Origin of the sequence: Cytobacillus oceanisediminis, from assembly GCF_007830235.1 — a bacterium.
Classification (GTDB): Bacteria; Bacillota; Bacilli; order Bacillales; family Cytobacillaceae; genus Cytobacillus; species Cytobacillus oceanisediminis.
This window is the reverse complement of sequence record NZ_VLKI01000017.1, coordinates 1-14,580: the sequence shown is the minus strand read 5'-3', so window position 1 is coordinate 14,580 and position 14,580 is coordinate 1. Positions and strand designations below refer to the sequence as shown.

The window sequence follows — 14,580 nt, the reverse complement described above, 5'->3', positions numbered from 1 at the left end:
TAAGAAACGTTGTTTGTTATTACGAAACGTTAGGTGGTGTTTGTTTTGATTGCATCAGAATCGATGAGCGAGTTAAAAACAATCCTTAGGGAAGATCAAATGCTAGCAGGTGAAAAAGATTCCCATCCTTTTGGGAACTCAGGACATCTAAAAGTTTATCCTGAATCTGAAGAAGATATTTCAGCAGTATTAGAATATGCCAATTCAAATGGTTTGAAGATTAACATAATGGGTGGCGGAACAAAGCGGGGATTTGGAGGCCTTAATGAAAAGGCAGATATTCTGCTTTCTCTTGAAAGGTTTACAGGAATCGTGGAACATACGCCTGGCGATATGACATTAACTGTAAAATCTGGAACTCCTTTTAAAGAACTCCAGGATTATCTGGCAAAGCATAATCAAAAGATCTCACTTGACCCATTCTGGCCGGAACGGTGTACAATTGGCGGAGTGATTGCTGCAAATGAAAGCGGACCCAAAAGATTGGGGTATGGATCCGCACGTGATGCAGTTATTGGATTAAGGACAGTATATCCCGATGGCAAAGTTATCCGGTCTGGCGGAAGAGTCGTTAAAAATGTTGCCGGTTACGATATGAATAAGCTATTTATCGGATCAATGGGAACACTTGGTGTTGTCACCGAGATTACATTAAAGCTAAGACCGCTGCCGAAAAGTGAAAGCCTGGTTCTCGTATCGTTCCCGCAAGGAAACCTGAAGGAAATAAGAACATTTGCCGTTAAAGTGCTGGATTCCATGATTGAGCCAGTAACGATGGAACTATTAAACCCCGCGCTTTCAGATAAGCTTACCGGAATAAACTTTTATACTCTTGCGATGAGCTTTGAAGATGTAGAAAGTTCTGTACAATACCAGGAAGAGTTTATCCAAAATATTTTGCCGGAAAATGCAAAATTGACTGTAAATTCAAAGGAAGAAGCGGATTTCTTCTGGAAGCGATTTTACCAGCATAGCCCAAATGGGACAGCTGAAGAATTGCCGGCTGAAACAGAAGCTTGCTTGAAGGTTGGTACGGTTAACTTGAATGTGCTGCATGTTTTAAAGGAATCTGAGCTTCTTAAAGATATGTTTAACGTTACGGTAGAGTCACACGGAGGCTTGGGCCATGGATTGAGTCAGGTATCCATTAGAGGCGCTGCTGACGATGTAGCCTCTGCTGCTAAGAAAGTGAGAGAGATTGCTGAGAAGGCTGGCGGACACGCCATTGTAAAGCACTTGCCATTAGAACTTCGAAAAGAAGTAAATGTATGGGGAAGGAATCCATCGTACTTGTTTCTGCTGCAAGGAATTAAAACAAAAGTGGATCCACATAAAACATTGAACCCAAACAGGTTTGTAGGAGGGATTTAAGTGAGTGTCCGGGAACTCGATTTAAAACAAGATCCACCATGTACGTCAGGATTGGGGAACTATCTATGGAGCGATCCGCCCGATGAAAAGAAATGGGCAGACTGTGTCCATTGCGGAATGTGCCTGGAATCCTGCCCAACCTATGAGCAGACAGGACAGGAGCAGCATTCGCCAAGGGGACGTGTCCATCTGATTAAATCAGTGGCTGAAGGGAAGCTTCAAGTGAATGAGCAATTCATGGATCCTGTATTTCAATGCCTTGATTGCCGTGCCTGTACAACGGCTTGTCCTGCAGATGTTGATGTAGGCGGTTTGATTGAGGAAGCACGTGGGCAGATCCGCCAGGCTATGCCGTTAACAGGGGTAAAGGGAGCAGTGAGCAAGTTTTTCCTTCATGACTTATTTCCTCATCAAAATCGCTTGAACACCCTTGGAGGCCTATTAAGGTTTTATCAAAAAAGCGGCATGCAAAAAGTGGTGCGTAAGACGAAGCTGATTAATATCATGCCTCAGCATCTTGTTGTTATGGAATCAATCATGCCGGAAGTGAAAGAGCCTGTTAAAAAGAAATATAAAGATGTAAAGGTGATTAAAGCTAAAGGTGAAACCAAGCAAGAAGTTGCCATGTTAACGGGATGTGTAATGGATGTTATGTTCAGCGATATCAATGAATCAACCATAAATGTACTCACCAGAAATGGAAATGATGTTGTCATTCCTCAAAATCAAACCTGCTGCGGAGCACTTCATGTCCATGCAGGTGACCGCGAGATGGGAAGGAAACTGGCAAAGCAGAATATGGAAGCATTCAAGGATTTCGATAAAGTGATCGTCAATGCAGCAGGATGCGGCTGCATGATGAAGGAATATGCCGAATTATTCAAGGAAGATCCAGAAATGCATGTGAAAGCAGAGGAGTTTTCAGATAAGGTAGAGGATATTTCGAAACATCTTCATGATACAGGTTATGAAAAGCCAAAAGCTGAAATAAATACAAGAATTACTTACCATGATGCCTGCCACCTTGCACATGGACAGGGAATCCGCCAGCAGCCGAGAGACATCCTCTTGGATATCCCTGGAGTAGATATGGTCCAAATGCCAAACTCAGACCGCTGCTGCGGAAGTGCTGGAATCTATAATATAACCAATCCAGAGATGGCCGATGCTGTTCTAGAGAGCAAAATGGAAAATGTACCTGATGATGTAGAGATGATATCAATGGGCAATCCCGGCTGTATGCTTCAAATGGCGATGGGTGTTCAAAAATACGGGCGGAACCAGAAAATCGTTCATACCGTACAGCTTCTTGACTGGGCATATAAAAAGGAAGACTGCATGAAGGAGGGGGAATAAATGAGGGGAAAGAATATTAAATCAAAGGATAAACATATCTTGAATTTGGCTAATATTGTTGGCGGCGCCCGCTCCATTCTTTATCAAAAGGAAGATCTGCTTGCGTATGACTGTGACGGTTTTACCATTCACAAGCATTTGCCAAAAGCAGTCGTTTTTCCGAAGAACAGCCAGGAAGTTGCTGAAGTGGTAAAGTACTGTTCAGAAAATGATCTGCCTTTCCTTGCAAGGGGGGCAGGAACAGGACTAAGCGGAGGCGCCATACCGTTGAATGAGGAAGTCATTATCAGCATGGTACGGATGAAAAAGCTTATTAGTGTGGATCTTGAAAACCGCCGGGCTGTTGTGGAGCCCGGGTTTGTTAACCTGAAACTGACAAATTCAATATCAGACAAAGGCTATTACTATGCTCCAGATCCTTCAAGCCAATATTGCTGTACAATCGGCGGAAATGTTGCTGAAAATGCAGGCGGAGCCCATTGTTTGAAGTATGGGGTAACCACAAACCATATTCTCGGTCTTGAGGTCGTTATGCCGAATGGAGAAATAATCGAAATCGGGAAAGACGGCATTCCGGATGCACCTGGTTATGATCTCCTTGGACTCATTACAGGCTCTGAAGGCACTCTGGGCATTGTTACTAAAATAACTGTCCGCATTCTTAAGAATCCTGAGGGAAAACAAACTGTCCTCGCCTATTTTGATCATGTCGAGGATGGCAGCCAGGCAGTTTCAAATATAATTTCCGCAGGAATCGTGCCGGCTGCATTGGAAATGATGGATAAAACAGCCATTGAAGGTGTAGAAGCAGCTGCCTTCCCGGTTGGACACCCGAAGGATATTGAAGCTGTCCTTCTCATTGAAGTGGATGGAATTGCTGCAGGAATTGATGAACAAATCGAGCAGATTCTTGAGGTTTGCAGAAAGCGGAATGTCCGTGAAGTCCGTGCAGCCAGGAATGAAGAAGAAAGGGCAAGATGGTGGGCGAATCGAAAGACAGGCTTTGGCGCCATGGGAGCAATCTCTCCAGATTATCTGGTACAGGATGGAGTTATCCCAAGAAGCAAGCTGCCGGAAGTGCTGCGCAGAATCAACGAGATTAGCGATGAGTCGGGATTGAGAATCGCGAATATTTTTCACGCCGGTGATGGTAATCTTCATCCGCTTGTACTGTTTGATGCCCGAGTTCCTGGAGAATCTGAGAAAGCGCTTGAAGCTGGCAGCCTATGCCTGAAGGTATGTGCTGATGTTGGCGGAACAATAACAGGGGAACATGGTGTTGGCATTGAAAAGCGGGAAGAGATGCGATTTGTTTTCACCGAAGAAGAAATTGCAGCCCAGACGGAAATCCGTGAAGTTTTTAATCCTCATAATCTGCTGAATGCAGGGAAACTCTTCCCGACACCGAGCCGCTGTGTTGAGATAAAAAAAGAGATGAAAGCCCAGGCAATTTCATAAAGTAAACTGGCAGCCGCCCTTAAACGAAAGGAGGCTGGCTTAAGAATAATAAAAAGAATTACAAATTGCATGAAAATTATTGAAACGGTAAAGAAAACCATGCTATTATTTTTTTAAGAGATAGAGAGAAACAGCGTTTGGTAATAGCGAACAAGTAAAAATGTTATCAAAGTGGCAATTCTAAGGAGGAAATGACCAATGGGAAACTATGTGAAATCTGGAAACCTGCAAGTTGCAAGTGAACTCTACGCATTTATTAATTCTGAAGCTCTTCCGGGAAGCGGAATCGATCAGGAGCATTTCTGGTCAGGTTTGGAAGCGCTTATAAACGATTTGACGCCTAAAAATAAAGCCCTTCTTGCAAAGCGTGATGAAATTCAAAATCAAATTAACACTTGGCACCGCGAAAATAAAGAATTCGATTTTAATAGCTACAAGTCATTCTTAGAGGAAATCGGCTACCTTGAACCAAAGGCAGAAGATTACAAGATCACGACAGAAAATGTGGATGATGAAGTGGCTGTCCAGGCTGGGCCTCAATTAGTTGTACCTGTTAACAATGGACGTTATGCAATCAATGCAGCAAATGCGCGCTGGGGCAGCTTATATGATGCACTTTACGGAACGGATGCCATTAGTGAAGACGATGGTGCTCAGCGGGAAGGAGGTTATAATCCTGTCAGAGGTGAAAAAGTTATTTCATTTGCCAGAGAATTCCTTGATCAAACAGTGCCATTAACAAACGGATCGCATAAAGATGCTGTGCAGTACAAGGTAGAGGATGGAAAGCTTGCGGTTGTCCTTAGCAATGGGGAAACTGAAGGATTGGGAGATGAAGCGAAGTTTGCCGGCTATCAGGGTGAGGAAGATCATCCAACAGCAGTTCTTTTGAAAAATAATGGTCTCCACTTCGAAATTCAAATTGACAGAAGCCATCCTATTGGAAAAACAGATGATGCTGGCGTTAAAGACGTACTTCTCGAAGCAGCTGTTACAACGATCATGGACTGTGAAGATTCTGTAACGGCAGTTGATGCAGAAGACAAGGTTCTTGTATACCGCAATTGGCTTGGATTAATGAAAGGCGATCTTTCTGCAACATTTGCTAAAGGCACTAAAACAATGACACGTTCTTTAAATCCTGATCGTACGTATGTATCCCCGGAAGGACAAGGTTTTTCCCTGTCAGGGCGTTCACTTATGTTCGTCCGCAATGTGGGACATTTAATGTCTAACAACGCTATTTTAGATGCAAGCGGCAATGAAATTCAGGAAGGTATCCTTGATACAGTGGTAACAAGCCTAATTTCCAAGCATACGATCCTTGGAAATGGCCCTTACCAAAATTCATCAAAAGGTTCCATCTACATTGTAAAACCGAAAATGCACGGTACAAAAGAGGTTGCTTTCGCAAATGAATTGTTTGACCGCACAGAAGATTTGCTTGGACTTGAGCGCAATACATTAAAAATAGGTGTTATGGATGAGGAACGCCGTACTTCTTTAAATTTAAAAGCATGTATCCGTGAAGTAAAGGACCGCATTGTTTTTATTAACACAGGATTCCTGGATCGCACTGGCGATGAAATGCATACATCCATGGAAGCTGGCCCGATGATCCGCAAAAACGACATGAAATCAACTGCATGGCTTAAGGGCTATGAAAAGTCCAATGTAAACACCGGGCTTGCAACAGGCTTCCAGGGACGTGCCCAAATCGGAAAAGGAATGTGGGCAATGCCGGATATGATGGCTGATATGATGGAGCTGAAAATTGGCCATCTGAATGCGGGAGCCAATACTGCATGGGTTCCATCTCCTACAGCTGCGACATTGCATGCTTTGCATTACCATCAGGTTGATGTTTCGGAAGTACAAAACAAGTTGATGGAGGATATTTCTGACCTGCGCGATGATATCCTGCAAATTCCGGTTGCTGAAAATCCGCAATGGAGCCCGGAAGAAATTCAACAAGAGCTTGACAATAACGCACAAGGCATTCTTGGATATGTTGTCCGCTGGGTTGAACAGGGTATCGGCTGTTCAAAAGTTCCAGATATTAACGATATTGGTTTAATGGAAGACCGTGCGACACTAAGGATTTCCAGCCAGCATGTTGCGAACTGGCTGCATCATGGCATTTGCACAAAAGAACAAGTGCTTGAGACTCTCAAGAAAATGGCAACAGTTGTAGACGAACAAAATGCAGGAGATCCGGCTTATCGCCCTCTGGCAGCTGACTTTGATAACTCAGTTGCATTCCAGGCAGCCTGCGACCTTGTATTTGAAGGTTATGATCAGCCAAATGGCTATACAGAGCCGATTCTGCACCGCCGCCGCCTTGAAGCAAAAGCTAAGTATGCTGTAAAACAATAAACTGCAAAAGGAACAGGGCATTTAAAATAAGTTAAATGCCCTGTTTTCAAAAATATGCTGAAGGGAGATGCAAAAAATATGAAATTTACAAGATTCGAAGTTAATTCAGCTGTACATACAGGTGTGATTGAAAATGAAACAGTTAAAGAAATTAAAGGTGATATTTTTGGGGAATGGGAGTATACAGGAAATTCTTTCTCAAAAAGCGAAGTAAAGCAGCTTGCCCCGCTTGTACCAAATCAGGTTATTGGTATTGGAGCTAACTATGTATCCGCAAAAACTGATTTACCGGAATCGCTTCCTGAGATTCCAGTATTCTTTTTCAAGCCAGTTTCGTCAGTTATTGGTCCAGAGGAAAAAATCGTTATTCCGGAGGGCATTGAACAGGTTAAATTTGAATCGGAACTTGCTGTGGTTATCGGTAAAGAGGCTAAGAATGTACCGGAATCGAATGTGCTTGATTATGTCTTTGGCTATACAGTAGGAAATGATGTGACGGCACCGCAATTCTTCCATAGTGACGGGCATTGGACGGTAGGAAAGTCATTCGATACTTTCACTCCGCTGGGACCTGTTATTGAAACAGAACTGGATCCATTCCAAGTGAAGGTTGAGGCGAAATTAAACGGGGAAGAAAAGCAGAATAGCAGCACGGAATTAATGATTATTCCGATCCGCAAAATGATTTCTTACCTGACTAATGTAATGACACTGAAGCCTGGGGATGTCATCCTTACTGGAAGCCCTGTCGGAGCGGAGATGGTTGGTTCCGGCGATGTGATTGAGTGTGAAATTAAAGAAGTAGGAACGCTTCGCAACACATTTGCTGCAGCCCTTGAAGGTGCAAAAACTGTTTAATCAATTCACATTTTCTTGTATGCTATAATGTTAAAAGATAAAGGTTTATGCACCAGAGGTGAGCGTTTTGGAAAGAGAGAATATGGTTAAATCTGTAAGCAGGGCACTTGATATCATCACGCTGGTAAGCATGAAAAAAGGCGGCCTGGGTGTTACGGAGATAGCCAAACAAATAGACATAAATAAAAGTTCCGTATACCGCATCCTGTCTACACTTGTGCAATATGGGTATATTGAACAGGATGGCGAGACAGGAAAATATAAGCTTGGCTACAAGTTCCTTGAGGTCAGCTCTAAACTTCTTGAATCAATCGATTTGAGAGCGGAAGCAAGGCCTTTTCTGCAAGAGCTTGAAAATGAGACAAACGAAGTCATACATTTAGTAGTATATGATCAGGGAGAGGTTGTATATATCGAAAAGCTCGAAGGCAATGAGACATTGAGGATGCACTCAAAGGTTGGAAAACGGGCTCCTATGCATTGCACATCTGTAGGGAAAGCCATTCTTGCACACCTTCCCTCCAGTGTGGTACTTGATATCCTGGAACGGAAGGGGATGCCGGTCCATACAGATAAAACCATTACTGATAAAGAAGAATTTCTTAAAGAACTTAGCCAAGTTAGGCAAAAGGGGTATGCGCTTGATCTGGAGGAAAATGAATACGGAATTACCTGTATTGCTGTTCCTATCTTTGACCATCTTGGAAAGGTGATTGCAGCTGTCAGTATATCAGGTCCTACTATGAGAATGACCGAAGATAGGATGAATACGCTGAAGTCAGTTATGGTTAAAACAGGAAAAGCTATCTCCGCCCGTTTGGGACATGTCAGCCCTTTAAGTTAAATGCATTAGCCCGATATTTCTTTTATTAAAGATATATCGGGCTAATTTTTTTTCAAAAAATATATATATTAAATTTTCTTAATATTGTTGAAATTACAAAAAAGGACTGTATAATAAAGTATAGGTCGAGCTGTTGTTGTATAACAAAAAAATTATAGTTATATAACAATGTTTCGTCGTCCGCAACAAATCGCAATTATTGTTTTTCATTACGAAACAGAAGGAGGAAATGTTATTTATGAGTACTGGAACTTTAGCTTTTCTATCTCTTTTGCCGATTATTGCTGTTGCAGTGTTCCTTGTTGGAATGAGATGGCCTGCCAGCAAAGCAATGCCGATTTCATATCTGGTGGCAGTTGGTTTGGCACTATTTATCTGGAAAGTACCTGGAGCAAATATCGCTGCTGCTTCGATTAATGGCCTTGTTGTTGCAGGAACTTTGCTGTACATTATTTTTGGCGCCATTTTACTTCTCAATACTTTGCAGGAAAGCGGCGGCATTAAAACGATCCGCCAGGGATTCACCGATATTTCTGCTGACCGGCGTATTCAGGTAATTATTATTGCTTGGCTGTTTGGATCATTTATTGAAGGAGCATCCGGCTTTGGTACACCTGCAGCTGTAGCAGTTCCACTTTTAGTAGGATTAGGTTTCCCGGCAATGGCTGCTGTTGTTGCTGGAATGGTAATCCAAAGTACACCAGTTTCATTTGGTGCTGTAGGAACTCCTATTCTGGTAGGTGTACAAACAGGCTTATCAGCTGACTCAAGCATCACTGATAATTTTCTCGTACTAGTAACACAAATTGCCGGCCAGGTTGCAATCCTACATATGATTGCCGGCACATTGGTTCCTTTATTTGTTGTAGCATTAATGACAAGATTTTTTGGTAAAAACAAATCCTTCTCAGAAGGAATTAAGGTGTGGAAATTCGCTTTATTTGCTTCTTTTGCAATGACAATTCCATATGTAATCGTTGCAAATGTCCTAGGACCGGAATTCCCTTCAATGGTAGGGGGATTAGTCGGTTTGGCAGTGGTAGTTACTGCTGCTAAAAAAGGTTTCCTCATGCCTGCTAAGGATCAGATTTGGGACTTTGAAGAAAAGTCTAAATGGGATCCTGAGTGGAGCGGAAAACTGGAAATTAAAGATATTGCACATAAAAGCGGCAATATGAGCATGGTTAAAGCCTGGGCTCCGTACGTACTAGTAGGATTATTCCTTGTTTTGACAAGATTGAAAACGCTTCCTTTCTTAGGTTGGATGCAATCATGGACTGTTAAGTTCGAAAATATCTTTGATTCTGGAATTACATCCAGCTTCCAGCCTTTATATTTGCCTGGCACAATATTTATTCTTGTATCGCTTATCACCTATTTTTTACATGGTATGGATGGAAGCGGATACAAACGGGCCTGGGGTCAATCTTTTAAAACAACAATTGCAGCTTCTACTGCCCTAATTTTTACCGTTCCGATGGTTCAAGTGTTTCTTAACTCAGGAGGCGGTGCAGCAGGTTTTGATAAAATGCCAATTGAGTTAGCAAATGGTGTTGCCGCTCTTGCCGGTGATTATTGGCCATTATTCTCAACATTCATTGGTGGCCTTGGTGCCTTTATTGCCGGAAGTAATACAGTAAGTAATATGATGTTCTCCTTGTTCCAGTACGATGTTGGATCACAAATTGGTGTTGATGCAACATGGATTGTTGCCCTTCAGGCAGTTGGCGGGGCAGCAGGAAATATGATCTGTGTCCATAATGTTGTTGCAGCATCAGCAGTCGTTGGTCTTGTAGGTAAAGAAGGAGCTGTTATCCGAAAAACCTTGTTCCCATTCTTCTATTACGCACTATTAGCAGGTTCAGTCGGATACTCGATTGTTTGGTATTCACAAAAAGGCATATTTAACCTGGGATCATTTATTGCGGTGGGTATAGCCGTTGCAGCCGTATATATTATCGCAACAAACAACAGACGCTCCAACATGATTTTACCTCCTCCAGTTAATGTAAAGTCTGCTAAATAAGGTCTTTTCTAACTGGCTTAGCTCTTATGCTAAGCCAGTTTTTTAATGGATTTAAGAGATATTAAGAAAATTTTCCAAAACCCTATTTTCTTTTCCAATTCATTGTAATATAATCTAACTGTATTAACTGTATTACGAATCATAGTACACTGCATACAGAAGGGAGGGTTAGCATGTTTGAATTGGACGTAAGGAGCCGGAAGCCCATATATGAACAATTGGTTGAACGGTTAAAAGAGCTGATCATAACAGAGGTTTTAAAAGCTAATGAACAGCTGCCTTCCGTAAGAATGCTGGCCCAGCAGCTGACGATCAATCCTAATACCATTCAAAAGGCGTACAGGGAGCTGGAATCCCAAAGCTATATCTATTCAATAAAAGGAAAAGGAAGCTTCGTCAGCCCTGCAACTCTAAAGCAAAACAGTGAAAAAATCGTAAAAGTGAAACATGAGCTTTCGAAGCTCATTTCAGAAGCATTGTACCTCGGTATCACAGCCGATGAATTATTCAAGATGATCAAAGAGATAGAAACAACCGTAGGGGGAGGGATAGAAAGTGATCAAAATCAGTAATGCACGGAAATCTTTTGAGGAATTGGAAGCTGTCGAAAAGGTTAGCATTCATGTCAACAAGGGATCCATTTATGGATTGCTAGGTTCCAATGGAGCCGGGAAAACAACGCTTTTAAAGCTATTGTCCGGCATTTATTTACAGGACGAAGGATCAGTTACGATTGATGGCCAGCCGGTTTTTGAAAACACGTCCATTAAGGATAAGATCTTTTTTATCCAGGATAATCCCTTTTTTCTGCCACAATATACGGTCAAGCAAATGGCACAGTTTTATAAGAGCATATACAGCGGATGGAATGAAGATCGTTTTGAAGAACTGGCTATTATTTTTGAAATGGATATACATAAAAAGATTCATAAATTTTCGAAAGGAATCCAGAGACAAGCTGCATTCATTCTCGCTTTGTCCGCGAGGCCAGAAATTCTGATTCTTGATGAACCAATGGATGGCCTGGATCCCGTTATGAGAAAAAAGGTTAAAAGCCTTCTCATTGACGAGGTTGCAGACAGGGAAATGACCATTTTGATTTCCTCTCATAATTTAAGGGAAGTGGAAGATTTATGTGATTACATAGGCATTATGCATAAAGGCCGGATCATTCTGGAAAAAGATTTGGATGATCTCAAATCTGATACCCATAAAGTTCAGGTAGCTTTTAAAGGACCTGTACCTGCCATCTTTGATTCTATGAAACTACTGCATAAAGAAAAAAGAGGCAGCATCATGATTTGCATCGTAAAGGGGGATGCAGAAGAAATCTCCGCATATGTTGAACAATTTAAACCTGTCATTTTTGATCTGCTTCCCCTTACGCTGGAAGAAATCTTTATTTATGAAATGGGGGATGTTGGATATGCCATCCAGAATATCCTTGGTTAATAAAGAAATTTGGAAAACCATCACCAGGAGTGTTGGCTGGGTTTCGATTATCTATTTTTTAGGGCTGTTTTTTTCCATTCCGCTTGAGATTCTGATGACCGCTTCAGAGGAACAGCGTAAATTCATAGATATTGACAATCTGTTTCAATATCATTTTCAGATTCAGATTATCCTAAACATGAGCATACCAGTGCTTATGGCAGTCTTTTTATTCCGGTTTCTTCAGTTGAAACCATATAGTGATTTAATGCATAGCCTTCCTGTTAAAAGAGAAGCCATTTTTCATCAATATGCCATTGCTGGACTTATTCTTTTAATTTTGCCGGTTCTACTCATTGCCATTATCGTGCTGATTCTTTATCAGCCGTTCTTTTTGAATGATTTCTATAACATTGGCGAAATTTTTAAATGGCTGGGCATCACCCTTATGTACAACATCTTAATCTACTTGTCCGGAGTTTTTGTAGGAATGGTTTCTGGTTTATCTGCGGTACAGGGCGCCTTAACATACATTATCCTGTTGCTTCCAGTTGGCCTGATTGTTCTGCTGGCTTTTAATTTGCCGTTCTACTTATATGGTTATCCGAGTCAATATTATTTGGAGAGCAAGTTTGAGAAGTTTTCTCCTTTGGTTTCATTGACACAAATCAATTACCGTGCATCTGGAGCAGCCGAGATTGCGGTTTATCTCATTCTTATATTCTCCATATACTGGCTAAGTTTGTGGGTTTATAAAAAGAGGAAGCTGGAGGCTGTTTCCCAGGCGCTTGTATTTCCGGTTACTAAACCAATTTTTAAATTTGGAACCACATTTTGCACCATGCTCCTTGGTGGAATGTACTTTGGCGAGATGCGAGGCGGTATGGGATGGCTTATTGCAGGATATGTGTTCGGAGTGTTGATCGGATATGTGATTGCAGAAATGGTTTTGCAGAAATCCTGGCGTGTGACCATCCATCTTAAAGGGCTGATGATTTATACAGCTGCAATGGCCGTTTTGTTCATACTTTTTCAATTTGACTTTACCCAATACGAAAAAAAACTACCTGCGGCTAAAGAAATTGAGCGAGTCCATATTAGCGAAAGTTATTATCTTTATAGTGACATTGATAGGGATGAGCCTTTATATCTAAGAGAATATGAAAATATTGACATGGTCAGAAGGCTTCATAAAGAGATTGTTGAAAATAAAAATATTGATCACAGGCAGTCCAATGTCCAAGATACTGCCTTTATCGTGTATGAACTGAAAAATGGCGAAAAACTTGTTCGAAATTACAAAATAGATAAAACGAATTACAGACCATTTTATAAGCTTATCTATGAATCGGATGAATACAAAACAGCAACAAACGAAATCTACAAAGTCGAAGCTAATGAAACTACCAAAATCACTATTACTCCTTCCGGTCCTGTTAATAAGCGGGCTACGATCACAGATCCTGATGATCTAAAAGAAGCGGTTGAGATTTTGACTGAAGAAGTGGATTCAGCAGCCTATGAAGACAGCCAAAATCATGTTGAGCCGTATGCCTATATCGAAGTTTTCTATGGCGACAGCAAGAAAGCCTACATGCAATGGAATCCTTCCTATACAAAGTTTGAAAAATGGCTTAAGGAAAACTCGCTGCTTGATGAGGCGAGAGTAACAAGTAACGATATATCATATGCCCTGGTTATGAAAGCAGAGGACCTTGAGATTAATCATGCAAGAGGTTTTTCATATGAGGAAATTTTTGAAGATATGAAACAAAGCAACCTGGCAATGAAAATGACCAATAAGGAACAAATTGAGACCAGTCTTAAAAACGCAAAAGGTTTTATAGATGGAGAATATTTAATTGCCTTCTATTTTGAAGAACAAAGAGCGATTGATATTAAAAACTTCAATGGAGAAAACGTGCCAGACTTCATTAAAAAACATTTTGAATAGAAGTTAGGTAAGCTGGAAAGAGAGGGGGATGAGAGTGACTAAACGTTCAGTGGATATGAGTGAAATTTGCAATCTGTACAATAAACGGCTCTTTCATATAGCTTACTGCATTACCCGTGATCACTATCTTGCACAGGATGTTGTGCAGGAAACACTCATTAAGGCATTTAAAAAAATAGATACCATTGAGGATCGGGAAAAATTGGGGGCATGGCTATCGGCGATTGCAACCAGAACAGCAATCGATTTTGTCCGAAAAGAAAGAAGGACATATGAGAGAATAGCAGATTGCATCGATTTGGAAAATTGTCTGGAAAGAAATCATCTCGATGCTGGGCAGGAAGCAGAAATGAACATGCTGCAGGAACAGATATACGCATATGTCGATTCCCTCTCACCCGAACAAAAAAGAGTGTTCCTGCTTAAGGTTAATCATGGATTAAAAGAAAGAGAAATTGCCGACATTCTTCAGCTGAACCCGAATACAGTTAAAACAAAAATATTCCGGGTCAGAAAACAGTTGAGAGAAATGCTGGGAGATCGGTATTCTGCCTGATTTTAAAAAAACAGCTCCTGAAAAGGAGGCCACTGAAAAAGTCCTTAAAGGATAGCCTTTGTTAAATTAGCCGGTTGATTTCCGCTCCAGGAGGCTCACCTGTCCCGCTGCTCCCGCAGGAGTCTCGCACCTTCCGCTCCAATCAACCTAGTGCTACTTAACTAATAGCTTTTAACCTAGCCTAACTAGAACGGCAGAATCCCTTACTTTTTGTGAGGGATTCTGCCGTTCTTTGTTTTATAATGAAGGTAATCTATGTTAAGTGGGTGGTTCCGATGATTCCAAAACAACAGTCCATCAAGCTAAGTCCTTATATGGGACTCTATGACCTAATCGTTCCAGAGGATAAT

11 protein-coding genes are annotated in these 14,580 nt (G+C 41.4%); all 11 read left to right on the top strand.

The annotated features are described in order from the left end of the window. Window positions 1–45 precede the first annotated feature (45 nt). The 11 genes from IQ19_RS20780 to IQ19_RS20730 all read left to right on the top strand — a co-directional run bounded on the left by IQ19_RS20780 (window position 46) and on the right by IQ19_RS20730 (window position 14,230). Window positions 46–1,371, top strand: coding sequence for an FAD-binding oxidoreductase (locus IQ19_RS20780; RefSeq protein ID WP_144544691.1), 1,326 nt, complete (start codon window positions 46–48; stop codon window positions 1,369–1,371). After that, complete coding sequence (locus IQ19_RS20775) at window positions 1,372–2,727, top strand: (Fe-S)-binding protein (protein ID WP_144544689.1); 1,356 nt, start codon at window positions 1,372–1,374, stop codon at window positions 2,725–2,727. Continuing rightward, window positions 2,728–4,185: an FAD-linked oxidase C-terminal domain-containing protein gene (locus IQ19_RS20770; protein ID WP_144544687.1), complete on the top strand. Its 1,458-nt coding sequence runs from the start codon at window positions 2,728–2,730 to the stop codon at window positions 4,183–4,185. A 198-nt stretch (window positions 4,186–4,383) separates the two neighbouring features. Next, window positions 4,384–6,561: a malate synthase G gene (locus IQ19_RS20765; RefSeq protein WP_144544685.1), complete on the top strand. Its 2,178-nt coding sequence runs from the start codon at window positions 4,384–4,386 to the stop codon at window positions 6,559–6,561. A 78-nt stretch (window positions 6,562–6,639) separates the two neighbouring features. Beyond that, window positions 6,640–7,419, top strand: a complete 780-nt coding sequence (locus IQ19_RS20760) for a fumarylacetoacetate hydrolase family protein (RefSeq protein WP_144544683.1) — start codon at window positions 6,640–6,642, stop codon at window positions 7,417–7,419. A gap of 67 nt (window positions 7,420–7,486) precedes the next feature. Beyond that, window positions 7,487–8,263 carry an IclR family transcriptional regulator gene (locus tag IQ19_RS20755; RefSeq protein ID WP_144544681.1) on the top strand — a complete coding sequence of 259 codons (777 nt, stop codon included), beginning with the start codon at window positions 7,487–7,489 and terminating at the stop codon, window positions 8,261–8,263. 238 nt (window positions 8,264–8,501) lie between these two features. Continuing rightward, window positions 8,502–10,289, top strand: coding sequence for an L-lactate permease (locus tag IQ19_RS20750; protein ID WP_144544679.1), 1,788 nt, complete (start codon window positions 8,502–8,504; stop codon window positions 10,287–10,289). A gap of 173 nt (window positions 10,290–10,462) precedes the next feature. Beyond that, on the top strand, window positions 10,463–10,861 hold the full coding sequence (locus tag IQ19_RS20745) for a GntR family transcriptional regulator (RefSeq protein WP_144544677.1): 399 nt from the start codon (window positions 10,463–10,465) through the stop codon (window positions 10,859–10,861). Beyond that, the gene (locus IQ19_RS20740; protein ID WP_144544675.1) at window positions 10,845–11,741 is read left to right on the top strand and encodes an ABC transporter ATP-binding protein; all 897 of its coding nucleotides are present in this window, start codon (window positions 10,845–10,847) and stop codon (window positions 11,739–11,741) included. Before IQ19_RS20745 ends, IQ19_RS20740 begins: the two co-directional genes overlap by 17 nt. After that, window positions 11,716–13,674 carry a DUF6449 domain-containing protein gene (locus IQ19_RS20735; protein WP_242021079.1) on the top strand — a complete coding sequence of 653 codons (1,959 nt, stop codon included), beginning with the start codon at window positions 11,716–11,718 and terminating at the stop codon, window positions 13,672–13,674. Before IQ19_RS20740 ends, IQ19_RS20735 begins: the two co-directional genes overlap by 26 nt. A gap of 34 nt (window positions 13,675–13,708) precedes the next feature. After that, window positions 13,709–14,230: an RNA polymerase sigma factor gene (locus IQ19_RS20730; protein WP_242021078.1), complete on the top strand. Its 522-nt coding sequence runs from the start codon at window positions 13,709–13,711 to the stop codon at window positions 14,228–14,230. Window positions 14,231–14,580: the final 350 nt, after the last annotated feature.

Coding starts and splice junctions, on each gene's coding strand:
- IQ19_RS20770 (WP_144544687.1), top strand. CDS start 2,728: ATGAGGGGAAAGAATATTAAATCAAAGGATAAACATATCTTGAATTTG.
- IQ19_RS20745 (WP_144544677.1), top strand. CDS start 10,463: ATGTTTGAATTGGACGTAAGGAGCCGGAAGCCCATATATGAACAATTG.
- IQ19_RS20765 (WP_144544685.1), top strand. CDS start 4,384: ATGGGAAACTATGTGAAATCTGGAAACCTGCAAGTTGCAAGTGAACTC.
- IQ19_RS20750 (WP_144544679.1), top strand. CDS start 8,502: ATGAGTACTGGAACTTTAGCTTTTCTATCTCTTTTGCCGATTATTGCT.
- IQ19_RS20760 (WP_144544683.1), top strand. CDS start 6,640: ATGAAATTTACAAGATTCGAAGTTAATTCAGCTGTACATACAGGTGTG.
- IQ19_RS20735 (WP_242021079.1), top strand. CDS start 11,716: ATGCCATCCAGAATATCCTTGGTTAATAAAGAAATTTGGAAAACCATC.